Source organism: Streptomyces sp. NPDC088810 (assembly GCF_044750305.1).
Classification (GTDB): Bacteria; Actinomycetota; Actinomycetes; order Streptomycetales; family Streptomycetaceae; genus Streptomyces.
Map to the genome: position 1 here is coordinate 248,739 of NZ_JBIVJQ010000002.1, position 23,275 is coordinate 272,013.

Consider the following 23,275-nt stretch of genomic DNA (forward strand, 5'->3'; position numbering starts at 1 on the left):
GGCGGTCAGCTCCGGGCCAGAATGCTGTCGATCTTGCCGGACGCGTCCGTGAGGAGCTGGTCGATGTCGGCGTCCTTCCGGGTGAGGACGGCGGAGACGGTGGCGTCGAGGACGGAGTAGATCTGCTGGGCGTGCGGCGGTTCTATCTTCAGCCGGAGCTTGTGGTTGCCGTCGAGGAACGCCTGGTAGTTGCGCACCGGGACGTTGGCGTTGGCCTTCTTGATCCGCTGGTCGGTGGCGTCGGCGGCGCCGGTGAACAGGCGTGGCTCGGGCAGGCCGACGGGGGCGTCGTTCTTCCTGGCGCGCGCGTAGTCGCCGAGGAAGCCCTTGCCCGGGGTGAGGAACATGTGGTCCAGCCACTTCAGGGCGGCGCGGATCTGGGCCGGCGTGGCCTTCTTGCCGACCATGTAGCCGTCGCCGCCGATGAGGGTTCCCTTGCCGCCGGGCATGGGCGCGAGGGCGAGGTCCTGGTAGCTGCCGCCCTTCTCCTTGACCAGGATCGGGATGTTGTCGGGGGCGGCGAGGTACATGCCGAGCTTGCCCGAACCCATCATCTGCTGGACGTCGTTGATGACGAGGAGCTGTTTGCTGCCCATCGAGTCGTCGGTCCATCGCATGTCGTGCAGGGTGCGCAGGACGGCGCGGCCTTCCGGGGTGTCGATGGTGGCTTTGGTGCCGTCGGCGCTGACGACGTCGCCGCCCTGGGAGTACAGCTCGGCGGTGAAGTGCCAGCCGCCCTGGTTCTGGGCGCTGTAGTCGGCGTAGCCGACGGTGCCGTCGCCGAGGGCGGCGATCCGTTTGGCGGCGGCGCGGACCTCGTCCCAGGTCGCCGGGGGCTTGTCCGGATCCAGGCCGGCCTTGCGGAAGAGGGCGCGGTTGTAGATCAATCCCATGGAGTATCCGGTACGCGGTATGCCGTATACCTTCCCGTCCACGGTGTAGATGTCCCGCAGCTGCTTCTGGATGCTGGCGTAGCTCTTCAGTTCCTTGAGGTACGGAGTGAGATCGGCGGCCTGGCGGATGTCGACCACGTGCCGGGCGTCGGTGAAGTACGTGTAGAACACGGTCTCCATCTGGCCGCCGGCGAGCTTGGCGTCGAAGGTCTTCGGGTCCTGGCAGGGGAAGGCGTCGTGGGCGACGACGTCGATGTCCGGGTGGTGTTCCTCGAAGGCGGCGATGTCCTCCTCGAAGAACCGGCGGTCGACCTTGGCGCTCCTGGGCGGCTCGCAGTTGACGGTGATGCGCGTCTTGCCGTCCGCCGAGCCGCCGTCGCCCGGCCCGCAGGCGGTGGCGGCGAGGGCGAGGGAGGAACAGGCGCCGATCGCGACGACGGTACGGCGGAACCCGGTGCTGGTCATCGGTGGACCCCTCATGGCACTCGTGGCAGGAGCGGTGGGCGCCGCACACTCAAGCACCGCCGACATCGGCCCGCAAGATGTCGCGCACAATCTGTAATTATTCGACAGCAGGCTGGATCTACCGGGGTTCAGTCGCGCGGGGCTTGCGCGGTGGACCCGCGCACCACCAGTTCCGGCTCGAACAGCAGCTCCTCGGCGGGTACGGCGGTGCCGCCGATCTGCGCGTTCAGCAGCTCCACGGCCGCGCGCCCCATGGCCTCGATGGGCTGGCGCACGGTGGTCAGCGGGGGCTCGGTGCAGTTCATGAACGCCGAGTCGTCGTAGCCGACGACGGAGATCCGGCCAGGGACGTCGTAGCCCTTGCGGCGGGCCGCCCGGACGGCGCCGAGCGCCAGCGGGTCGGAGGCGCAGATGATGCCGGTGACCCCCCGGTCGATCAGCCGGGAAGCGGCGGCGTGACCACCCTCGAGGGAGAACATGGCGCGCGCGACGAACTCCTCCGGCAGATCGCCGGCGACCGACCGGGCGGCGGCCAGTTTGCGCGCCGAGGGGACGTGGTCGCGAGGACCGAGGACCAGGCCGATGCGCTCGTGGCCGAGGGAGGCCAGGTGCCGCCAGGCCTGCTCGACGGCGACGGCGTCGTCGCAGGACACGCCCGGGAAGCCGAGGTCGTCGATGGCCGCGTTGACCAGCACGACGGGGATGTTGCGCTCGGCCAGCAGCCGGTAGTGGTCGTGCGGCGCGTCGGCCTGGGCGTACAGGCCGCCGGCGAACACGACACCGGAGACCTGCTGCTGGAGGAGCAGTTCGACGTAGTCCGCCTCGGACACCCCGCCCTTGGTCTGGGTGCACAGCACCGGGGTGAGCCCCAGCTGGGCGAGGGCGCCGCCGATGACCTCGGCGAAGGCCGGGAAGATGGGGTTCTGCAGCTCGGGCAGGACGAGGCCGACGAGCCGGGCGCGTTCGCCGCGCAGCTGGGTGGGGCGCTCGTAGCCGAGGACGTCGAGAGCCGTGAGCACCGCCTGCCGGGTGGCGCCGGAGACCCCGGGCTTGCCGTTGAGCACCCGGCTGACCGTGGCCTCGCTGACCCCGACCTTCTTCGCCACTTCCGCAAGTCGTCGCGTCATGGCCGCAAGCGTAGCGCAAGTCATGCAAGCGGCTTGCGTGTCGAAGGGAAGCCGAGGGGACCGGCCCGGCGCCGCCGGCGACCTGAACGCCGACGGTGCCGGGTCAGTTCCCGGGGGACGGGACGACCGTCAGGTGGGAGGCGCCGCCGCGCGGGCGGCGCGGCCGGCGGACCGGGGCGACGGCCCGGCGGGGGTCGCGCAGGATCATCGTCAGGCGCCGGTAGCCGAGTTCCAGCAGCGGCTCCGGCGACTCCTCGACGATGCGGCACTCGGTGCGCCCGCGGCGCGGGTCCGGGTGGTGCAGGAGGCGTACCGCGCCGTCGAGGCGGGTCGCGGCCTCGCCGACGGACCGGATCCAGTGCGGCAGACCCTGCCGGTAGGCGGCCTCCATGATCGGGTCCTGGGCGATCTCCCGGCGGACCGCCTGGAGTTCGTGGTCGTGGCCGTGCGTCTCCAGGGCGGAGCGGACCTGGGCCAGCATGGGCAGGCACCAGCCGGGCTCGTGCTCGCCGAGTACCTCGCCCGCGTCGGGGTGGAACAGCACGAAACGGAGGAAGTTCTCCCCCGGCATGGCCGTCGGATGGGGGCGCACGCCGCAGAAAAGTGTCTCGAACGCGCTGTTGGCCATGACCACGTTCCAGTGGCGGTCCACGACCAGCGCCGGGCAGGACAGGTACTCCAGCAGTGCTCCGTAGTCCTGAAGGTACGCCTGGGTCTCGCAGGTCTCGGGGACGGGCCGCGGTGCCGGCCGCTGCCCTCCTGCCTGATGTGCCATCGGGAGGTCACCCCTCTTGCCTCTGCGGCCTTTCTCGCGGCGATGCGATCCTGCTGCCCCGGCGAGAGTCGTGTCAACTATCGTGGCATTTCATGCCGGTTGACGGCTGAAATTCGCCACAGTTGTGGCGACACCTGGATGTGAGTTCGAGACACCGGCTACTCTCCGGGAAGTTCACGGCGATCGCTCGTGAGAAGCACGGACGCATCTGAAGCCCTCTAGAGACGTAGGAGTTCTGTCGGTGACGGATGGCTACGAGGATCCGGGCGCCTCGGCGACCGCCCAGCTGCCGGCCGTCGTCGCCCGCGTCACCGCGCTCGCCGACCGCCTCGGTGTGCCGCACGCCGAGGTCTTCGACGTCGGGCGGCTCTCCACCGCCTGCGGGGTGCCGGAGCCGGTGGTCAGGGCCCTGCTGAGCGGCCGTCCCGCGGGCGAGCCGGACGTCCAGGCCCGTTTCCTGCAACGCCTGGATCTGTTGCGCCGCACCCGGCTGAAGCCGGGCGGACGCCGCTACACCCAGCAGGAGATCGCCGACGGCGCCGGGATGTCCCGGCAGCAGGCCGGCGCTCTCATCAACGGCGACCGGCGGCCCACCATGGAGCACTGCGACGCGCTGCAGCGCTTCTTCCGGGTGCACGCCGGCTTCCTCACCGCGGAGGACCCCGAGGCGCTGGCGGGCGCCCTGCAGCGCACCGAGCAGGAGCTGCTGCAGAAGCTCGCGGACCGGGAGCGGGCCGCCGCCGAGACCGCGGAGGATCCGCTGGAGCGGCTGCTGCAGGACCACGGCGTGCGCGGAATCGCCTGGCGCGCCGCGCAGTTGCCCACCGACCAGCACCGGGACAAGGTCGCCGAGTGGCTGGACATGCTCCTGGAGAGCGTCAAACGACCCGAGTCGTGAGCCGGGGGAGGACTGTGGGCATCGGCAGGGACATGCGCCGGCTGTGCAACGAACTGGTGGGCGGGCTGGACCTGCCCGCGCCCGCGCCGCCGGACGAGCTGTACCGGGCGCTGTGCGAGGCGATGAGCCGCCGCCGCGGCCGTCCGGTGCACTTCCGTACGGCCGCCTTCCCGCCTGGCACGGCCAGCGGGCTGTGGCTGGACCTGACCGACCGGGACGTCGTGGTGGTGGAGGAACGTACCGCTCCCGACCACCAGTTGGTGATCCTGGGCCATGAGCTGTGGCACATGCAGGCCGACCACTGCGGGCTCCATGTGGAGGGGGTCGGCGCGGCGACACGGCTGCTGGGCGACGACACCGACCAGGAGGCGCTGGAGGCGGCGGTGCAACGGGTCGCGGCCCGTACCCGTTTCGACCTCGCCGAGGAGCGGGACGCCGAGACCTTCGGCCTTCTCCTGGCGAGCAAGTGCCGTACGTGGCTGGCGGGTCCCGCGCTGCGGGTGCCGGTGCAGCGGGACGGCGTGGCGGGCCGTATCGAGGCGTCGCTGGGTTATCCGGGCCAGCACGGCTGACCGGGGCCGCCGGCCGGGGCGCGCGCCCCGCTGGTGCGCGCCCAAGCGGCACCGTCCCTTTGCCGGTACGGGCGCCGGAAGTGAACCGTTTCCTCTGCGTGGGACCGCTGGTCTGGGGGCGGTTCCGCCTCGGCTAAGCGGGCTAACCGGCGAGGAGCCAGACGGCGTTGTCAGTGGTGGGCGGCAAGCTGGGGGGTGCGCTGCAGAGCGCGTGACCGTGACGCCTACTCGGGGAGAGCCGACCGATGCCCACCGCCGTACTGACCGACCGTGAGCGTACCGCCGTGCAGGCCTACCTGCGGCTGCTGCATACGGTGCGCGCCGCCTTCGACGGGCCACCGGACGCGGACCGGCCCGCCGTCGTCCCGCCCGCCGTGCTCGCCGAGGCGGAACGGGCGCTGGCCCGGGCGGGGCTGGCGGGCAACGAGGAAGCGTTCTTCCGGCTCCTGAGCGGGTGGTGCCCGCCGCCGGCCTGAGCGCCGGGCCGGTTCCGCGCCGCCGCCGTCACCGGGACGGCACCGCGACGGCGGCGGCCGTACCCCGGCGGCAGGATGCGCACGCCGGCGGCCGTGCCGGTGCGGCGACCGGGCGGGGCCGGGCGTCAGGGCCGCGCCGGGCCGCCGTGGGTGTCAGGACCGCTCCGGGTCGGACGTGGCGTGCGGTATGACCACGGAGGTGGCGACCACGCCTTCACGTGCGGTCCACCGGCCCTCGAAGACCTGGAGCCGCCGGCCGCCGACCAGGGGGCCGGGGACGAGGAGTACGGCGCGCAGGGTGCCGTACGGCGCGCCGTCGGCGTCCGGCTGCACGGTGATGTCGGCCTCGGAGAAGTCCAGCCACTTGCGGGTGAGCGGGAACCACGCCTTGTAGACGGACTCCTTGGCGCTGAACAGGAGGCGGTCCCAGTGCACGGCGGGCCACCGCGCGGCCAGCCCGTCGAGCCGCGTGGCCTCGGCGGGCAGGAAGACGGAGGGGCCGACGCCCTCCGGGAGCGGCCCGTGGGGTTCGGCGTCGATGCCGAGGGAGACCAGGTCGGTGGCGCGGACCAGGGCGGCGGCGCAGTAGCCGTCGCAGTGGGTCATGCTGCCGGCGAGCCCGTCCGGCCAGCGCGGGGCGCCGCGTTCGCCGGTGAGCACCGGCTGCGGCGGCACGCCGAGCTTCTCCATGGCGCGCCGGGCGCAGCCGCGGACGGCGGCGAACTCGCGCCGCCGCTTGGCCACCGAGCGGGCTACGAGCGCTTCCTCCGCCGGGTAGAGCGGGGCGTCCCACAGCGGGTCGTCAGCGCGCGCCTCCACGGCCACGACCGACTCCGGGAGCAGCTCCTCGATCACCTGCGTCGACCTCCATCGGCAGGACACGGCGCAGCCGTCCCGGCGGGTCCGGGCGCTTGCGCCACTCGCGGGGATAGCCGACGGAGACCTCCAGGAAGCGGACTCCGTCGTGCCAGGTGGTGCGGGGGATGTGCAGGTGGCCGTAGACCATGGTGGCGACGCGGAAACGGCGGTGCCAGTCGGCGGTCAGCGTGGTGCCGCACCACATGGCGAACTCGGGGTGCCACAGCACCTCGGTGGGGTGCCGGTGCAGCGGCCAGTGGCCGGCCAGCACGGTCGGCAGGTCCGCGGGCAGCTCGGCGAGCCTGCGCTCGGTCTCGGCGACCCGGGCCCGGCACCACGCCTCGCGGGTCGGGTAGGGGTCGGGGTGCAGCAGGAACTCGTCGTTGCAGATGATGCCGGTGCTCTCGGCGTAGGCCAGGCCCTCCGCCTTGGTGGTGCTGCCGGCCGGGAGGTACGAGTAGTCGTACAGCAGGAAGAGCGGGGCGACGACGACCGGGCCGCCGGGGCCGTGCCACACCGGGTAGGGGTCCTCGGGGGTGACGACGCCCAGCTCCCGGCAGACCTCGACCAGGTGGTCGTAGCGGGCGGCGCCGCGCAGGGTGACCGGGTCGCTCGGATGGGTCCACAGCTCGTGGTTGCCCGGCGCCCACAGCACCTTGCGGAAGCGGCCGGCGAGCGTGCCGAGGGCCCAGCGGATGTCGGCGACGGTCTCCGCGACGTCACCGGCCACGATCAGCCAGTCCTCGTCGCTGTGCGGACGCATGTCCTCGACCAGGGCGCGGTTGTCCGGGTAGCTGATGTGCAGGTCGCTGATGGCCAGCAGCTGTCCGGCCCCGGCCGTCGACTCCACCTGCGCACCCCTTCCGATCATCCGATGACACAACAAGAACACATCGACCGGTCCACGGACAAGAGCAACCTGTCCGCGTGTCAGCTTCCGGCCGGGCCGGCGCCGCGTGTCCGCCGGCGGGCCTGGGCTCCCTGAATCCGTAACCCGCGCGTTGCACGAGGGAGCTCTTGAAAGCCGTATGATCGCCCCGACACCGACGCCCTCAACTCCCCCTTTCGACGGGGCTGTTCGGTGACCCTTCCTTCCTCCTGCCCGGGCACGGGCCGCTCCGCCCTGCCCGCACACCCCCGAAAGGCGGCCTGCATGCTCTCTCGCGTACGCGTCTGGCTCAACCGCACGTACGCGGAGAACGTGTTCTTCATGGATCAGCTGCGGAGAAATCCCAGCGACCGCGCGGTGGAGATCCACGCCACGCACGGCGACCCCGACTCCCCCGTGCTGGCCGCCGCCGACACCGCCGACCTGGAGCCGGAGGGCCTGTCCCCGGCCGCGTACGTCGAGTACGCCCTCGACCAGTGCGCCCGGCGCGGCATCGACGTGTTCGTGCCCCGGCTGCACCAGGCCGCGATCGTGGCGCACCGCGCCGAGTTCGCGGCGGCCGGTACGGCCCTGCTGGCGCCGACGCCCGAGGCGGTCGCCGTCTTCGAGGACAAGGCGACCGCGTACGAGGCGGTGCGCTCGGTGGGCGTTCCCGTGCCGCCGTGGCACCGGGTCCGGACCGCAGACCAACTCGTGGCCGCGGTCGCGGAGTTGGAGGCTTCCGGACACCTGCCCTGCTTCAAGCCGGCCTCCGGTGCGGGCGGGGTCGGCTTCCGGATGATCACCCGGACGCCCTTCTCGATGGTGCACCTGAACGGCTTCCCCGGCCCGTACGTCCAGCTGGACCTGGTCGTGGACGCGCTGCGGCGGGCCGAGGAGCCCGTGGACTGGCTGGTGATGCCCCGCCTGGAGCAGCCCGAGGTGTCCGTCGACTGCCTGACCGGGCCGGACAACCGGGTGCGGCTCGCGGTGGGACGCACCAAGAACGGCCGCCGCCGGGGCTTCACCCTGGACGAGCGGTGGCTGGCGCCGGCCCGGCTGATCGCGGAGGGCTTCGGGCTGCACCACCTGTCCAACATCCAGTTCCGGATGCTCGGCGACCGGCCGGTGCTGCTGGACGTCAACACGAGGCCCGCCGGAGGCCTGCATCAGCTGTCGCTCTGTGGGGTGAACGCGCCGTGGGCGGCGGTGCAGCTGGCGCTGGGCGAGGACCCGGGGGTGATCGAGCCGCCGTTCCTCGGACAGGACTACACGGTGGTGTCGGGGCCGCGTCCGCTGGTGCCCACGGCGCTTCCGCGGCAGAGGGTGGACTCCGAGGTGCTGCTGCCTGCCGTGCCGGCGCCCGTGCGGGCCGCCTCGGCGGGTGAGGTCCTGCCGCTCTAGGCCGTCGGCCGGCCGCGGGTCGGCCGCGGCTCGCCACGCGGTTCCCCGCACCCCTGCCGGGGCGCTCACCCCCGCCGGTACGGCCCCGTTCGGTCCGCCTTCTTGACAGGCCGATTGGTCCATACCAAATTCATTGACGCACCAGGATCCGCACTCCCCTGCCCTCCCGGACACCCCATCCCCACAGGGAGATAGCGTGCGCCACACACTCGGACGTCCCAGACGCCGGCTTCTCGCCCTGCTCGGCTCCGCCGCCCTCGCGCTCGGCGGGGCCGTCGCCCTCCCCGGCACCGCCCACGCGGCGAACATCCTCACCAACCCCGGCTTCGAATCGGGCGGCCTCTCCCCCTGGACCTGCACCGGCAACCTCGGCTCGGTCGTCTCCTCCCCCGTGCACGGCGGCGCCAAGGCGCTGCAGGGCGCGGTGACGTCCAGCGACAACGCCCAGTGCAGCCAGACCGTCGCCGTGCAGCCGAACACGACGTACAGCCTCAGCGGCTGGGTGCGCGGCAGTTACGTGTACCTCGGCGTCAACGGCGGCGCCTCCACCTGGACCACGTCCCCGTCGGCGTACAGCCAGCTGAGCCTCACCTTCACCACCGGGGCCTCGCAGACCAGCGCCACCCTCTACGTCCACGGCTGGTACGGCCAGGGCACCTACTACGCCGACGACATCAGCCTGGAGGGCCCAGGCGGCGGTGGCGGCGGGGACACCCAGGCGCCGACCGCGCCGAGCGGCCTCGCCTCCACCGGCAAGACGTCCTCGAGCGTGTCCCTGAAGTGGAACGCCGCCACGGACAACGCGGGCGTGACGGCGTACGACATCTACAGCGGCGCCAACCGGCTCCTGAGCGTCTCCGGCACGTCGGCCACGGTCGGCGGGCTGTCTCCCGGTACGAGTTACACCTTCACCGTGAAGGCGCGGGACGCGGCGGGCAACACCTCACCCGCCTCCAACGCGGTCACGGTGACGACCGACGCGGGCAGCGGCGGCACCGGCTTCAAGCAGGCGGCTCCGTACCTGTACGAGGGCTGGGGCGATCCGCCGAACCCCACAACGGTGATGAGCGCGACCGGTGCCACATGGTTCACCATGGCGTTCGTGCTGGACTCCGGCGGCTGCACCCCGGCCTGGGACGGCAGCCGGGCGCTGACCGGCGGCGTGGACCAGACGGCGATCAACCAGATACGGTCCGCCGGCGGTGACGTCGTCCCGTCGTTCGGCGGCTGGCAGGGCAGCAAGCTCGGCGCCAACTGCTCCTCCGCGAGCGCGCTCGCCGGGGCGATCCAGAAGGTGGTCGACGCCTACGGGCTGAAGGCGATCGACTTCGACATCGAGAACACCGACGAGTTCGAGAACGAGGCCGTCCAGGCGAAGATCCTGACCGCGCTGAAGACGGTCAAGGCGAACAACCCCGGCCTGAAGACCATCGTCACCTTCGGCACGTCCACCACCGGGCCGACGTACTACGGCAACCGGCTCATCGAGCAGGCGCAGTCGCTGGGCGCGAACATCGACGTGTTCACCATCATGCCGTTCGACTTCGGCGGCGGCTCGGACATGTACGGCAACACCGTGAACGCGGCGGAGGGGCTGAAGAACAAGCTGAAGTCCACCTTCGGCTGGGACGACGCCACCGCCTACGCGCACATCGGCATCTCCGGCATGAACGGCCTGTCCGACCAGCAGGAGACGACGACCCCCGCGATCTGGACGCAGATCCGGGACTGGGCCGACACGCACCACATCGCGCGGCTCGCCTTCTGGTCGGTCAACCGCGACCGGCCCTGCCCGGGCGGCGGCGTCGCCGAGAACTGCTCCGGCATCAGCCAGAGCACCTGGCAGTTCACCTCGATCACGGCCGGCTTCACCGGCTGACGGTCACCGGGAGCACGGCGGAGGGCCGCTCGGCGGAGCGGCCCTCCGCGTCTACGTCAGGTAGGCCAGGCCCGGATGGACCTCGGTGTAGCGCCCGACCAGCCTGCGGGCCACGGTGACCGAGTCCACGAGCGGATGCAGCGCGAAGGCCTTCACGGCGGTCGTCCGGGAACCCGACTCGGCGGCGGCGAGCACCTCGCGCTCGACGGCCTTGACCGAGCACACCAGGCCGGTGGCGTGCCCGGGCAGCGGATCGGCGGCGAGCGGGTGGGCGCCGCCCGCGTCGACCAGGCACGGCACCTCGACGACCGCGTCGGCGTCGAGGACCGGCAGGGTGGAGCGGTTGCGGACGTTGAGGATCAGGGTGGCGCGTTCGTCGCGGGCGATGGCCCGCATCAGGGCCAGGGCGACCTTCTCGTACCCGCCGGACAGGTCCTCGGCTTCGCGCTCGCCCGCGCCGGCGCTCTCCCGGTTCTCGGCCATGTACGTCGCCTCGCGCTCGGCGCGGGTACGGTCCCAGGCGCGCAGGGCGGAGCCGCCGGGGTCGGCCGCCTCCTCGTAGAACCGGGCCTGCTGGTCGCGCAGGAAGGCGCCGCGGGTCTTCTCGGCCTCCTGGTAGGCGCGGACGGTCTCCCGGTTGAAGTAGTAGTAGTGCAGGTATTCGTTGGGGACCGCGCCGAGCGAGCGCAGCCAGTCGGCGCCGAACAGCCGGCCCTCCTCGAAGGAGCCGAGCAGCGCGGGATCGCCCAGCAGGCGAGGCAGTTCGTCGCGTCCGGCGACCCGGAGGGCGCGCACCCAGCCGAGGTGGTTGAGGCCGACGTAGTCGATGAAGGCCTCCTTCGGGTCGGCGCCGAGGACGCGGGCGATACGGCGGCCGAGGCCGACCGGGGAGTCGCAGATGCCGATGACGCGGTCGCCGAGGTGGCGGGACATGGCCTCGGTGACCAGACCGGCCGGGTTGGTGAAGTTGATGACCCAGGCGTCCGGGGCGTGACGGGCCACGCGCCGGGCGATGTCGACGGCGACGGGGACCGTGCGCAGACCGTATGCGATCCCGCCCGCGCCGACGGTCTCCTGGCCCAGCACGCCTTCCGCGAGCGCGACCCGTTCGTCGTTCGCCCGGCCCTCCAGGCCGCCGACGCGGATCGCGGAGAAGACGAAGTCGGCGCCGCGCAGGGCCTCGTCCAGGTCGGTGGTGGCGGTCACCGTGGGGGCGTCGGGGATACCGGCGGATTGTTCCGCCAATACACGGGTTACTGCATACAGTCGACGGTCGTCCGGATCCTGTAGAACGACTTCGGTAACCCGCCCCGCGGCACGGTCGGTCAGCAGTGCGCCGTACACCAGGGGAACCCGGAACCCCCCGCCACCCAGAATCGTCAGCTTCACACCCGCACCTTTCTTCCACGCCTGCACCCTTCTAGCAGACCCCCACCGCCCGAGGAGCACCAGCACGGCATCCACGGACCGCCGGCGACCCAGCCGACGCCAGACCCGGCGACCGGTACCCGCCGTCGACCGACCGGCGGCCCCTCCATCGCCATCTGTGCGGATACGGACGGCTTCACCGGGTGAACTCCCACGCCCCGCAACGACTTTGTTTGTTTCAAGTCTTGACGGTCACGGGCCCGCGGAGCACATTGGCGGCACCGTGAGAGCGCTCTCACGCCACTATGGGAGCGCTCTCACACCCCCCGCACACTCTCCGTACCCGTACCCGAGAGGCTCCCCATGAGCGCATCCTCCGGCATACCCAGACCCCGCCCGCTGCGCCGCGCGCTGGTCGCCCTCGCCGCCGCACTCGGCCTGGCCGCGGCCGTCGCCACCGCCGCCACCGCGCCCGCCAGCGCCTCCGCGCCCGCCCCGCCCTCCGGCTGGACGCAGGTGTTCGTGGACGACTTCAACGGCGCGGCCGGCTCCGGCGTCAACACCGCCGACTGGCAGTACGACACCGGGACGTCCTACCCCGGCGGCGCCGCCAACTGGGGCACCGGCGAGGTCGAGACGATGACGTCGAGCACCAGCAACGTCGCGCTGGACGGGAACGGCAACCTGCTCATCACCCCGCGCCGCGACGCGTCCGGCCACTGGACGTCGGGCCGGATCGAGACCAACCGCACCGACTTCCAGCCCCCGGCCGGCGGGAAGCTGCGGGTACAGGCCCGGATCCAGATGCCTGCCGTCACCGGCGCGGCCGCCAAGGGCTACTGGCCGGCGTTCTGGATGCTCGGCGCCCCGTTCCGCGGCAACTACTGGAACTGGCCGGGCATCGGCGAGCTGGACATCATGGAGAACGTCCAGGGCCTGAACACCGACTGGGCCACGATGCACTGCGGCACCAACCCGGGCGGCCCGTGCAACGAGACCTCCGGCATCGGCAACTCCACCTCCTGCACCGGCACCACCTGTCAGGCCGGATTCCACACCTACGCGATGGAGTGGGACCGCTCGACCAGCCCCGAGGAGATCCGCTTCTACCTCGACGGCGTCAACTTCCACACCGTGCGGGCGAACCAGGTCGACGCGACGACCTGGGCCAATGCCACCAACCACGGCTACTTCATCATCCTCAACGTCGCGATGGGCGGCGGCTTCCCGGACGCGTTCGGCGGCGGCCCGGACAGCGGCACCGAGCCCGGCCACCCGATGACCGTCGACTACGTGCAGGTCCTGCAGTCCTCCGGCGGCACCACCACTCCCCCGCCGACCGGCAACCGGGACGCCTACAGCGCCATCCAGGCCGAGTCCTACGACAGTCAGTCCGGCGTCGTCCGGGAGACCACCACGGACAGCGGCGGCGGCCAGGACATCGGCTCCCTCGCGAACGGCGACTGGGCGCTGTACAAGGGCGTCGACTTCGGGTCCACAGCGGCCAGGCAGTTCTACGCGCGGGTCGCGAGCGGTGCGGCGGGCGGGGTCAGCGGGCTGGTCGAGGTGCGCCTGGACAGCCGTGGCAACGCGCCCGTCGGCAGCTTCGCCGTGGGCAACACCGGGGGCTGGCAGTCCTGGCGGACGGTTCCGGCCAACATCGGCGCGGTGACCGGCACGCACGACGTCTACCTCACCTTCACCAGCGGGCAGCCGGCCGACTTCGTGAACGTAAACTGGTTCGACTTCGGGCACTGACCGGCAAAGGGGCGGCGGCGCCGGGGAGTTGACCTTCACGCATACGTCAACCCCTAGCGTCGCCGCCATGACGACCACACCGGCTCCTGCCCGCACCGGACTTCAGGCCCGCCTCGCCGCCCGCCCGCACGGACTGCCCGCACCCGGCGACATAGAGATCGCCGAGGTGGCCGTACCGGATCCGGCGCCCGGCCAGGTCCTCGTCCGCAATCTGTTCCTCTCCCTCGACCCCGGCATGCTGCTGCTGATGGCGGAGGGCGGCCGGCTGCCGCTGCCCCGCTACGAGATCGGCGCGCCGATGCACGGCGACGCGGTCGGCGAGGTCCTCCTCTCCGCTCATCCCTCGCTCTCCCCGGGCGACCTGGTGGTGCACCGGCTCGGCTGGCGGAGTACGCGGTGGCCGACGCGGAGGCGTTCCGGCGGGTCGACCGGGACGCCTACCCGAGCCCGTCCCTGCACCTCGGCTTCGGGCTCGTCGCCTATGTGGGCCTCATGGAGGTGGCCCGGCTCCAGCCCGGCAAGACGGTGTTCGTCTCCAGCGCGGCCGGCGCGGTCGGCGGCCTGGCCGGGCAGATCGCCCGGCTGACCGGAGCGCGGCGGGTGATCGGCAGCGCCGGCTCGGCGGCGAAGGCGGCGCATCTGACCGGGCGGCTCGGCTTCGACGCGGCCTTCGACCACCACGACGGCCCGGTCCTGGACCGGCTCCGCGAGGCGGCGCCCGACGGCATCGACGTCTACTTCGACAATGTCGGCGGCGAGCAACTGCGGGCCGCGGTCCAGGTGATGAACGAGCACGGCCGGATCGCCCTGTGCGGAGCGCTGCAACAGCAGTCCACGGGCCGGCCCGATCCCGGGCCCGGCGACCCGATGGACATCATCGCCAAGCGGCTGACGCTGCGCGGCTTCACGGTCGGTGAACACCTGGAGAGGGCAGCGGAGTTCGGGGAGCGGTTCCGCGGCTGGCTGCGGGACGGTTCGATCGTGTACGACGAGACGGTGATCGACGGCCTGCTCGACGCGCCCGCGGCACTGGCCGACCTGGTGCGCGGCCGGTACACCGGGAAGACCGTGGTCCGGCTGGGCGTTGAGGGCGACCGTGATGCTGATCGGTGAACTCGCCTCCGCGACGGGCACGACGACCCGCACCCTGCGCTACTACGAGGAGCAGGGTCTGCTGGAGCCCGGGCGGACCGCGGCCGGGTACCGGGTCTACGGGCCGGAGGCGGTCGTCCGGGTCCGCAATGTGCGCGACCTGCTCGCGTCCGGGTTCACGGTGGAGAACGTGACGTCCTTCGTCCGTTACCTCGACAGCGACCTGCCGGAGGTGTTCGCGTACGCGGAGGCCTGCGCGGCCCACTACGAGGTGGGTGCGCGCCGGGTGGCCGAACTCCAGGCGCGGATCGAGGCGCTGACCCGGATGCGGGACACCCTCGTACGCCGGATGCCGTGGCTCGCCGGCGGGCCGGTGGGGGCCGGAACGGCTCAGCGCAGCTCCGCCCGGAACGCCACCGGCGTCTGACCGGTGTGCAGGTGGAAGAACTTGGAGAAGTTCGCCGCGTCGGGGAAGCCGACGGCCGCCCCGACGCGGCCGATGGGCAGATCGGTGTGGGCGAGGAGGCGTTTGGCCTCCAGGACGACACGCTTGTCGATGAAGCCCTTCGGGGTCTCGCCGGTGGCCGCGCGGACGGCGCGGACCAGGGTGCGGCGGGAGTAGCCGAGGGTGTCGGCGTAGGCGCTGACGCTGTGGTTGGTGGCGAAGCCCTGCTCGACGGCGTCCCGGAAACGGGTGAAGGTGCTGTCGGCGTGCCGCTCGGAGGTCTTGGCCGAGCTGGCGGCGAGGTGGGCCAGGCGCAGCAGACAGGCGGTCAGGGTGTGCCGCAGGACGGCCGTGTGCAGGCTGAGCGGGAGCGTGGCGGTGTCCTCGTACTCGCGGCGCAGCTGGTCGAGGGCGGACCGGAGTGCGGTGAGCTGCGCGGGGCCGGGGTGCAGCAGCGGCGGCAGGTCGTAGCGGTACAGGCCGGTGGCCTCGACGGTGGCGCGGGGCAGGAAGCCGGGCTGCATGGTCAGCACGGTTCCGCGGTACACGGACTCGCGGGAGAACCGGTGGACCTGTCCGGGGCGGATCCACAGCAGGTCGCCGGCGTCGGCCTCGTACTCGGCGAAGTCGATCATGTGCCGTACGGGGCCGTCGGTGAAGAGCATGACCACGTGGAAGTCGATGCGGTGGACGCGGTGCAGGGGGGCGTCGGCGTGCCAGCGGCGCTCGGTGCCCATGGGCCCGACCTGCATGCCCACGCCGCCGACGGCCAGCTCGGCCGGGAAGGGGAAGGTTCTGATCCCGTCACCCTCAGCTTGGTCTCTTATGACTGCCATGCCCTTTTCGTGCCGTCCCTGTCGCGCGATCACTGTCCCAGATTCACCACAGGCTGACACACCCCGACCTTTCTTCGAAAAAGTCAGACTTTTAAGTTTGAACGCGTCCGGCCAGCCATTCCGCACTGAACGAGGACTTCTTGAAGATGACGACGCAGACTTCCGACGGCTTCGAGTGGACCGACCTGGACCGGCGTGCCGTGGACACGGCCCGACTTCTGGCGGCGGACGCGGTACAGAAGGTGGGCAACGGACACCCGGGCACCGCGATGAGCCTGGCCCCTGCCGCGTACACGATCTTTCAGAAGGTGATGCGACACGACCCGGCCGACCCCGAGTGGACCGGCCGTGACCGGTTCGTCCTCTCCCCCGGGCACACCTCGCTGACCCTCTACACGCAGCTGTACCTCGCCGGGTACGAGCTGGAGCTGGACGACCTGAAGGCGTTCCGCACCCACGGCTCGAAGACGCCGGGCCACCCCGAGTACGGGCACACCGCCGGCGTGGAGACCACCACCGGCCCGCTCGGCCAGGGCGTCGCCAACGCCGTCGGCATGGCGATGGCCGCCCGCTACGAGCGCGGCCTGTTCGACCCCGAGGCCCCCGCGGGCACCTCCCCGTTCGACCACACCATCTGGGCGATCGTCTCCGACGGCGACCTTCAGGAGGGCGTCTCCGCCGAGGCCTCCTCCCTCGCCGGCCACCAGAAGCTCGGCAACCTGGTCTTCCTCTACGACGACAACCACATCTCCATCGAGGGCGACACCGCGACCGCGTTCTCCGAGGACGTGCTGGGGCGGTACGAGGCCTACGGCTGGCACGTCCAGCGCGTCGAGCCGACCGCCGAGGGGGACATCGACGCCCCCGCCCTGTACCGGGCGCTGGAGGCCGCCCGGGCCGAGACCGGGCGGCCGTCGATCATCGCGATGCGCACGATCATCGCCTGGCCCGCCCCGAACGCCCGGAACACCGAGGCCTCCCACGGCTCCGCGCTCGGCGAGGACGAGATCGCCGCCACCAAGCGCCTGCTCGGTTTCGACCCGGAGCGGACCTTCGAGGTCGCCGACGAGGTCCTCGAACACACCCGGCGGGCCCTGGACCGGGGTGCCGAGGAGCACGCGGCCTGGGACAAGCGGATCGCCGAGTGGCGCACCGCCCAGCCGGAGCGGGCCGAGCTGTTCGACCGCGTGAGCAAGGGCGAGCTGCCCGAGGGCTGGGAGCAGAGCATCCCGGTCTTCGAGGAGGGCAAGTCGGTGGCCACCCGTGCCGCCTCCGGCAAGGTGCTCCAGGCACTCGGCCCGGTGCTCCCCGAGCTGTGGGGCGGTTCCGCCGACCTGGCCGGCTCGAACAACACCACCATCGACAAGACCAGCTCCTTCCTGCCGGAGGGCAACCCGCTGCCGGAGGCCGACCCGTACGGCCGTACGGTGCACTTCGGCATCCGCGAGTTCTCCATGGCCGCGGAGATGAACGGCATCGCCCTGCACGGCAACACCCGCATCTACGGCGGCACCTTCCTCGTCTTCTCCGACTACATGCGCAACGCGGTGCGCATGTCGGCGCTGATGCAGCTGCCGGTGACGTACGTGTGGACGCACGACTCCATCGGTCTGGGCGAGGACGGCCCGACCCACCAGCCGGTCGAGCACCTGGCCTCGCTGCGTGCCATCCCCGGTCTGAACGTCGTCCGCCCGGCGGACGCCAACGAGACCGCGATCGCCTGGGCCGAGATCCTGAAGAGGCACGCCACGCACCCCGCCCCGCACGGGCTCGCGCTCACCCGCCAGGGTGTGCCCGTGTACGCGCCGGACGAGGACGCGGCCAAGGGCGGCTACGTCCTGCGCGAGTCCTCGACCCAGGTCCCGGAGGTGATCATCATCGCGACGGGCTCCGAGGTGCAGCTGGCCGTGGCCGCGCGGGAGCAGCTGGAGGCCGAGGGGATCGGCACCCGGGTGGTGTCCATGCCGTCCGTGGAGTGGTTCGAGGAGCAGCCGCGCGCCTACCGCGAGCGGGTGCTGCCGCCGGCCGTGAAGGCCCGGGTCGCCGTCGAGGCCGGGATCGGTCTGACCTGGCACCGGTTCGTGGGCGACGCGGGACGCATCGTCTCGCTGGAGCACTTCGGTGCCTCCGCGGACGCCAGGACCCTCTTCGCCGAGTTCGGCTTCACCCCCGAGAACGTCGCCGCGGCGGCCCGCGAGTCGCTCGCCGCCGCGCGCGCCTGACACCGACGTCTCCACCGACGCGAAAGAAAGATGATCACAGTGACCGAAGCAATCGCGACCCCGGGAGCCCTCAAGCGCCTCGCCGACGAGGGCGTGTCGATCTGGCTGGACGACCTGTCCCGCAAGCGGATCACCTCGGGCAGCCTCGCCGAGCTGGTGGCGAGCGGAAGCGCCGTCGGTGTCACCACCAACCCGTCCATCTTCCAGGCCGCCATCGGCTCCGGTGAGGGCTACGAGGAGCAGCTGGCCGACCTCGCGGTGCGCGGGGTGACGGTCGACGAGGCGGTGCGGATGATGACGACCGCCGACGTGCGGTCTGCCGCCGATATTCTGCATTCTGTATACACGGCCACCGGCGGCCGTGACGGCCGGGTCTCCATCGAGGTCGACCCCCGCCTCGCCCACCACACCGAGGCCACGATCGCCGAGGCCAGGCAGCTGGCCTGGCTGGTCGACCGCCCCAACGTGATGATCAAGATCCCGGCGACCGAGGCGGGTCTGCCGGCGATCACCGAGGTCATCGGCAGCGGCATCAGCGTCAACGTGACCCTGATCTTCTCCCTGCACCGCTACCGCGAGGTCATGGCCGCCTACCTGGCCGGTCTGGAGAAGGCCCGCGAGCGGGGCATCGACCTGTCCGCGATCCACTCGGTGGCGTCCTTCTTCGTCTCCCGCGTGGACTCCGAGATCGACAAGCGGCTGACCGCCCTCGGCACCGACGAGGCGCTCGCGCTCAAGGGCCGCGCGGCCCTCGCCAACGCCCGTCTGGCCTACGAGGCGTACGAGGAGGTCTTCGCCTCCGACCGCTGGCTGGCCCTCGCCGGTGACCGGGCGAACAAGCAGCGTCCGCTGTGGGCGTCCACCGGGGTGAAGGATCCTGCGTACAAGGACACTCTGTACGTGGACGAACTGGTCGCGCCGGGCACCGTCAACACGATGCCCGAGGCCACGCTGAACGCGGTCGCCGACCACGGCGAGATCACCGGTGACACGGTGACCGGCGGTTACGCGCAGGCCCGCGCCGACCTGGCCGCCGTCGAACGGCTCGGCATCGGCTACGACGAGGTGGTCCGGCAGCTGGAGAACGAGGGTGTCGCCAAGTTCGAGGCGGCCTGGCAGGACCTTCTGGACGCCGTAGCGAAGTCCCTGACGAGCAAGGGAGTTGACGCCCGATGACCGACAACGCACCCGCCCAGGCGCCCGCACCGCAGCCGGTGCGGGTCCCGGTGGCCCCGGCCGCCGACTGGGAGAACCCGCTGCGGGACGCCCGCGACCGCCGGCTCCCCCGGATCGCCGGTCCCTCGGGCCTGGTCATCTTCGGAGTCACCGGCGACCTGTCCCGCAAGAAGCTGATGCCGGCCGTCTACGACCTGGCCAACCGCGGTCTGCTGCCGCCGGGCTTCTCCCTCGTCGGCTTCGCCCGCCGGGACTGGGAGGACCAGGACTTCGCGCAGGTCGTGCACGACGCGGTGCGCGAGCACTCCCGCACCCCGTTCCGCGAGGAGGTGTGGCAGCAGCTCGCCGAGGGCATGCGGTTCATCCCCGGCGACTTCGACGACGACACCGCGTTCAAGCAGCTCAAGGACGCTGTCGAGGAGCTGGACGCCTCCCGCGGCACCGGCGGCAACTTCGCCTTCTACCTCTCGGTGCCGCCGAAGTTCTTCCCGAAGGTCGTCCAGCAGCTGAAGAAGCACGGCCTGGCCAGCCCGCCGCAGGGCTCCTGGCGCCGCGCGGTCATCGAGAAGCCGTTCGGCCACGACCTGGTCAGCGCGCGCGAGCTGAACGCGATCGTGCACGAGGTGTTCGAGCCGGACCAGGTGTTCCGCATCGACCACTACCTCGGCAAGGAGACCGTCCAGAACATCCTGGCGCTGCGCTTCGCCAACCAGATGTACGAGCCGATCTGGAACCGGTCGTACGTCGACCACGTGCAGATCACCATGGCCGAGGACATCGGCATCGGCGGCCGGGCCGGCTACTACGACGGCATCGGCGCCGCCCGGGACGTCATCCAGAACCACCTGCTGCAGCTCATGGCGCTCACCGCCATGGAGGAGCCGATCGCGTTCGACGCGGAGGCGCTGCTCACCGAGAAGCTGAAGGTGCTGAAGTCGGTGCGCCTCCCGGAGGACCTGGGCCGGCACACCGTGCGCGGCCAGTACGCCACCGGCTGGCAGGGCGGCGAGAAGGTCGTCGGCTACCTCCAGGAGGACGGCATCGACCCCAAGTCGAAGACCGACACCTTCGCCGCGGTCAAGCTGGGCATCGACAACCGCCGCTGGGCGGGCGTCCCCTTCTACCTGCGCACCGGCAAGCGGCTGGGCCGCCGGGTCACCGAGATCGCGGTGGTCTTCAAGCGGGCCCCGCACTCCCCGTTCGACTCCACCGCCACCGAGGAACTCGGCCAGAACGCGATCGTCATCCGCGTCCAGCCGGACGAGGGCATGACCGTGCGGTTCGGCTCGAAGGTGCCGGGCACCTCGATGGAGATCCGGGACGTGTCGATGGACTTCGCCTACGGCGAGTCGTTCACCGAGTCGAGCCCGGAGGCGTACGAGCGGCTCATCCTGGACGTGCTGCTCGGCGACGCCAACCTGTTCCCCCGCCACCAGGAAGTGGAAGAGTCCTGGAAGATCCTCGACCCCATCGAGGAGTACTGGGCGGCGCACGGCCGGCCGGCCCAGTACGCGTCGGGCAGCTGGGGGCCGAGGGAAGCCGACGAGATGCTCGCACGAGACGGACGGAGCTGGCGCAGGCCATGAAGATCGACCTGACCGACACCACGGCAAGCAAGATCAACAAGGCGTTGGTGCAGGGCCGCCGCGCCATCGGTACGCCCGCTGTGGGCATGGTCCTGACGATGGTCATCGTCACGGACGAGGAGAACGCCTACGACTCGATCAAGGCGGCCGAGGAGGCCTCGCACGAGCACCCCTCGCGCACCCTGGTCGTCATCCGGCGCCAGGCCCGCACCCTGCGCGACCGCACCCACTCGCGGCTCGACGCCGAGGTCCGGGTCGGCTCCGAGGCCGGCACCGGGGAGACGGTGGTGCTGCGCACCTACGGCGAGGTGTCCGACCACGCCGACTCGGTGGTGCTGCCGCTGCTGCTGCCGGACGCCCCGGTGGTGGTGTGGTGGCCGGGGGACGCCCCCGAGGCCCCCGCCAAGGACCCGCTGGGTGCGCTCGCGCAGCGCCGGATCACCGACCTGTACGCCGTCGAGCGGCCGCTGGAGGTGCTGAACGCCCGGGCCCGCACCTACGCGCCCGGCGACACCGACCTCGCCTGGACCCGGCTGACCCTGTGGCGGTCGATGCTGGCCGCGGCCCTGGACCAGGCCCGGGTGAAGGTGGCCTCGGCGGCCGTCGAGGCCGAGGCCGACAACCCCAGCGCCGAGCTGCTCGCCCGCTGGCTCCAGGCCCGCCTGGGCGTCCCGGTGGAGCGGGTGCAGAGCGCCGGCCCGTTCGTGACGGCCGTCCGCCTCGGCACCGCGAACGGTGAGATCGTCGTCGACCGCCCCGAGGGCCCGCTGGCCACGCTGACCCTGCCGGGCCAGCCGCCGCGCACCCTCGCGCTGAAGGTCCGCCCCACCTCCGAACTGATCGCCGAGGAGCTGCGCCGCCTCGACGCCGACGAGATGTACGCCATCGCCCTGCAGGGCGAGGCCGCCAAGGAGAACGCCTGACATGGCAGAGTTCCCGAAGCTCACCGACCGGCCCGAATGGACGGCGCTGGCCGACCACCGCGCCCAGGGCCAGCCGCGGCTGCGCGAGCTGTTCGCGGCGGACCCGGGCCGCGCCGAGCGGTACGTCGTGCGGGTCGGCGACCTGCACATCGACTACAGCAAGCAGCTGATCACCGACGAGACCCTGGCCCTGCTCCAGGAACTCGCCTCCGCCACCGGCGTGTTCGCGCTGCGCGACGCCATGTTCCGCGGTGAGAAGATCAACCTCACCGAGAACCGGGCCGTGCTGCACACCGCGCTGCGCGCCCCGCGGGACGCGGTGATCGAGGTCGACGGCGAGAACGTGGTGCCGAAGGTGCACGCCGTGCTCGACAAGATGGCCGGCTTCGCCGAGCGGGTCCGCTCCGGCGAGTGGACCGGCCACACCGGCAAGCGCATCAAGAACGTCGTCAACATCGGCATCGGCGGCTCCGACCTCGGCCCCGCGATGGCCTACGAGGCGCTGCGCCCGTACACCGCACGGGAGATGACGTTCCGGTTCGTGTCGAACGTGGACGGCTCCGACCTGCACGAGGCGACCCGCGACCTGGACCCGGCGGAGACGCTGTTCATCGTGGCGTCCAAGACGTTCACCACGATCGAGACCATCACCAACGCCACCTCGGCCCGCTCGTGGCTGCTGAGGGCCTTCGACGGCGACGAGAAGGCCGTCGCCAGGCACTTCGTGGCGCTGTCCACGAACGGCGGGAAGGTCACCGAGTTCGGCATCGACCCGGACAACATGTTCGAGTTCTGGGACTGGGTCGGCGGCCGCTACTCCTACGACTCCGCCATCGGCCTCTCCCTGATGATCGCCATCGGCCCGGACCGCTTCCGCGAGATGCTGGACGGCTTCCGGATCGTCGACGACCACTTCCGCACCGCGCCCGCCGAGGCCAACGCGCCGCTGCTGCTGGGCCTGCTGGGCGTCTGGTACGGCAACTTCTTCGACGCCCAGACCCACGCGGTGCTGCCGTACTCGCACTACCTGTCGAAGTTCACCGCCTACCTCCAGCAGCTGGACATGGAGTCCAACGGCAAGTCGGTGCAGCGCGACGGCACCCCGGTGGAGTGGCAGACCGGCCCGGTCGTCTGGGGCACCCCGGGCACCAACGGGCAGCACGCCTACTACCAGTTGATCCACCAGGGCACCAGGCTCGTCCCGGCCGACTTCATCGGCTTCGCCCGCCCCGTCGGCGAGCTGAGCGGGGAACTGAAGGCGCAGCACGACCTGTTGATGGCCAACTTCTTCGCCCAGACCCAGGCGCTCGCCTTCGGCAAGACCGCCGAGGAGGTCCGCGCGGAGGGCGTGGCCGAGGAGCAGGTCGCGCACCGCACCTTCCGCGGCGACCACCCCACCACCACGATCCTCGCCCGCGACCTGACCCCGTCCGTGCTCGGCCAGCTGATCGCCCTCTACGAGCACAAGGTGTTCGTGCAGGGGGCGGTGTGGAACATCGACTCCTTCGACCAGTGGGGCGTGGAGCTGGGCAAGGTCCTCGCCAAGCGCGTCGAGCCGGCCCTCACCGAGGGCGCGGACGTGCCCGGTCTCGATCCGTCCACCACGGCCCTCGTCGCCGCCTACCGCACTCTCAAGAACGCAACGGAGAACTGA

20 protein-coding genes and 1 pseudogene are annotated in these 23,275 nt (G+C 71.6%); 14 read left to right on the top strand and 7 right to left on the bottom strand.

Annotation, left to right across the window (positions count from 1 at the left end; genetic code table 11):
* Window positions 1-5 precede the first annotated feature (5 nt).
* The 3 genes from ACIP4Y_RS07785 to ACIP4Y_RS07795 form a co-directional block, all read right to left on the bottom strand.
* Window positions 6-1,358 carry an ABC transporter substrate-binding protein gene (locus ACIP4Y_RS07785; RefSeq protein ID WP_401389199.1) on the bottom strand — a complete coding sequence of 451 codons (1,353 nt, stop codon included), beginning with the start codon at window positions 1,356-1,358 and terminating at the stop codon, window positions 6-8.
* Window positions 1,359-1,486: 128 nt separating this feature from the next.
* Window positions 1,487-2,485 carry a LacI family DNA-binding transcriptional regulator gene (locus ACIP4Y_RS07790; protein WP_401389202.1) on the bottom strand — a complete coding sequence of 333 codons (999 nt, stop codon included), beginning with the start codon at window positions 2,483-2,485 and terminating at the stop codon, window positions 1,487-1,489.
* A 103-nt stretch (window positions 2,486-2,588) separates the two neighbouring features.
* Window positions 2,589-3,260: a hypothetical protein gene (locus ACIP4Y_RS07795; protein ID WP_401389204.1), complete on the bottom strand. Its 672-nt coding sequence runs from the start codon at window positions 3,258-3,260 to the stop codon at window positions 2,589-2,591.
* Between the two features lie 241 nt (window positions 3,261-3,501).
* On the opposite strand from ACIP4Y_RS07795, the gene ACIP4Y_RS07800 reads away from it, so the two are divergent.
* The 3 genes from ACIP4Y_RS07800 to ACIP4Y_RS07810 all read left to right on the top strand — a co-directional run bounded on the left by ACIP4Y_RS07800 (window position 3,502) and on the right by ACIP4Y_RS07810 (window position 5,206).
* Window positions 3,502-4,158, top strand: a complete 657-nt coding sequence (locus ACIP4Y_RS07800) for a helix-turn-helix transcriptional regulator (RefSeq protein ID WP_358637012.1) — start codon at window positions 3,502-3,504, stop codon at window positions 4,156-4,158.
* Between the two features lie 14 nt (window positions 4,159-4,172).
* Window positions 4,173-4,730, top strand: coding sequence for a toxin-antitoxin system, toxin component (locus ACIP4Y_RS07805; RefSeq protein ID WP_401389207.1), 558 nt, complete (start codon window positions 4,173-4,175; stop codon window positions 4,728-4,730).
* Window positions 4,731-4,975: 245 nt separating this feature from the next.
* Window positions 4,976-5,206, top strand: a complete 231-nt coding sequence (locus ACIP4Y_RS07810; RefSeq protein WP_358637008.1) for a hypothetical protein — start codon at window positions 4,976-4,978, stop codon at window positions 5,204-5,206.
* A 153-nt stretch (window positions 5,207-5,359) separates the two neighbouring features.
* Here ACIP4Y_RS07810 and ACIP4Y_RS07815 read toward each other — a convergent pair whose 3' ends face one another.
* Window positions 5,360-6,061 (bottom strand): 4'-phosphopantetheinyl transferase, encoded by a 702-nt coding sequence (locus ACIP4Y_RS07815; RefSeq protein WP_401389210.1) that lies wholly within the window; start codon window positions 6,059-6,061, stop codon window positions 5,360-5,362.
* On the bottom strand, window positions 6,009-6,914 hold the full coding sequence (locus ACIP4Y_RS07820) for a metallophosphoesterase family protein (protein WP_401390621.1): 906 nt from the start codon (window positions 6,912-6,914) through the stop codon (window positions 6,009-6,011). The genes ACIP4Y_RS07815 and ACIP4Y_RS07820 overlap by 53 nt, the downstream gene beginning before the upstream one ends.
* 303 nt (window positions 6,915-7,217) lie before the next feature.
* Between ACIP4Y_RS07820 and ACIP4Y_RS07825 the strand changes: the two genes are divergently transcribed.
* Window positions 7,218-8,336, top strand: coding sequence for an ATP-grasp domain-containing protein (locus tag ACIP4Y_RS07825; RefSeq protein ID WP_401389213.1), 1,119 nt, complete (start codon window positions 7,218-7,220; stop codon window positions 8,334-8,336).
* Between the two features lie 196 nt (window positions 8,337-8,532).
* Entirely contained in the window at window positions 8,533-10,215 is a 1,683-nt protein-coding gene (locus tag ACIP4Y_RS07830) for a carbohydrate binding domain-containing protein (protein WP_401389216.1), read from the top strand.
* 51 nt (window positions 10,216-10,266) lie between these two features.
* Here the strand turns inward: ACIP4Y_RS07830 and ACIP4Y_RS07835 are convergent, their stop codons facing one another.
* The gene (locus tag ACIP4Y_RS07835) at window positions 10,267-11,604 is read right to left on the bottom strand and encodes a 6-phospho-beta-glucosidase (protein WP_401389219.1); all 1,338 of its coding nucleotides are present in this window, start codon (window positions 11,602-11,604) and stop codon (window positions 10,267-10,269) included.
* Between the two features lie 342 nt (window positions 11,605-11,946).
* Here ACIP4Y_RS07835 and ACIP4Y_RS07840 point away from each other — a divergent pair, with 342 nt between their 5' ends.
* The 4 genes and pseudogenes from ACIP4Y_RS07840 to ACIP4Y_RS07855 all read left to right on the top strand — a co-directional run bounded on the left by ACIP4Y_RS07840 (window position 11,947) and on the right by ACIP4Y_RS07855 (window position 14,860).
* Entirely contained in the window at window positions 11,947-13,341 is a 1,395-nt protein-coding gene (locus ACIP4Y_RS07840) for a glycoside hydrolase family 16 protein (protein WP_401389222.1), read from the top strand.
* A 67-nt stretch (window positions 13,342-13,408) separates the two neighbouring features.
* Window positions 13,409-13,675, top strand: a pseudogene (locus ACIP4Y_RS07845) (NADP-dependent oxidoreductase); the annotation flags it as partial.
* Between the two features lie 62 nt (window positions 13,676-13,737).
* The gene (locus ACIP4Y_RS07850) at window positions 13,738-14,454 is read left to right on the top strand and encodes a zinc-binding dehydrogenase (protein ID WP_401389224.1); all 717 of its coding nucleotides are present in this window, start codon (window positions 13,738-13,740) and stop codon (window positions 14,452-14,454) included.
* The gene (locus ACIP4Y_RS07855) at window positions 14,441-14,860 is read left to right on the top strand and encodes a MerR family transcriptional regulator (RefSeq protein ID WP_401389227.1); all 420 of its coding nucleotides are present in this window, start codon (window positions 14,441-14,443) and stop codon (window positions 14,858-14,860) included. The genes ACIP4Y_RS07850 and ACIP4Y_RS07855 overlap by 14 nt, the downstream gene beginning before the upstream one ends.
* On the opposite strand, the gene ACIP4Y_RS07860 is transcribed toward ACIP4Y_RS07855, so the two are convergent.
* A complete protein-coding gene (locus ACIP4Y_RS07860) occupies window positions 14,824-15,714 on the bottom strand; it encodes a helix-turn-helix domain-containing protein (protein ID WP_401389230.1) in 891 nt (296 codons plus the stop codon). The genes ACIP4Y_RS07855 and ACIP4Y_RS07860 overlap by 37 nt on opposite strands.
* A gap of 146 nt (window positions 15,715-15,860) precedes the next feature.
* On the opposite strand from ACIP4Y_RS07860, the gene tkt reads away from it, so the two are divergent.
* Genes tkt through pgi form a run of 5 tightly spaced genes read left to right on the top strand, consistent with a single transcriptional unit; the run spans window position 15,861 to window position 23,275 of the window.
* Entirely contained in the window at window positions 15,861-17,936 is a 2,076-nt protein-coding gene (tkt, locus tag ACIP4Y_RS07865) for a transketolase (RefSeq protein WP_401389233.1), read from the top strand.
* 30 nt (window positions 17,937-17,966) lie between these two features.
* Window positions 17,967-19,112, top strand: coding sequence for a transaldolase (tal, locus tag ACIP4Y_RS07870; RefSeq protein WP_401389235.1), 1,146 nt, complete (start codon window positions 17,967-17,969; stop codon window positions 19,110-19,112).
* Window positions 19,109-20,698, top strand: a complete 1,590-nt coding sequence (zwf, locus tag ACIP4Y_RS07875) for a glucose-6-phosphate dehydrogenase (RefSeq protein ID WP_401389238.1) — start codon at window positions 19,109-19,111, stop codon at window positions 20,696-20,698. Before tal ends, zwf begins: the two co-directional genes overlap by 4 nt.
* A complete protein-coding gene (opcA, locus tag ACIP4Y_RS07880; protein WP_401389241.1) occupies window positions 20,695-21,621 on the top strand; it encodes a glucose-6-phosphate dehydrogenase assembly protein OpcA in 927 nt (308 codons plus the stop codon). The genes zwf and opcA overlap by 4 nt, the downstream gene beginning before the upstream one ends.
* A 1-nt stretch (window position 21,622) precedes the next feature.
* Entirely contained in the window at window positions 21,623-23,275 is a 1,653-nt protein-coding gene (gene pgi / locus ACIP4Y_RS07885; protein ID WP_401389244.1) for a glucose-6-phosphate isomerase, read from the top strand.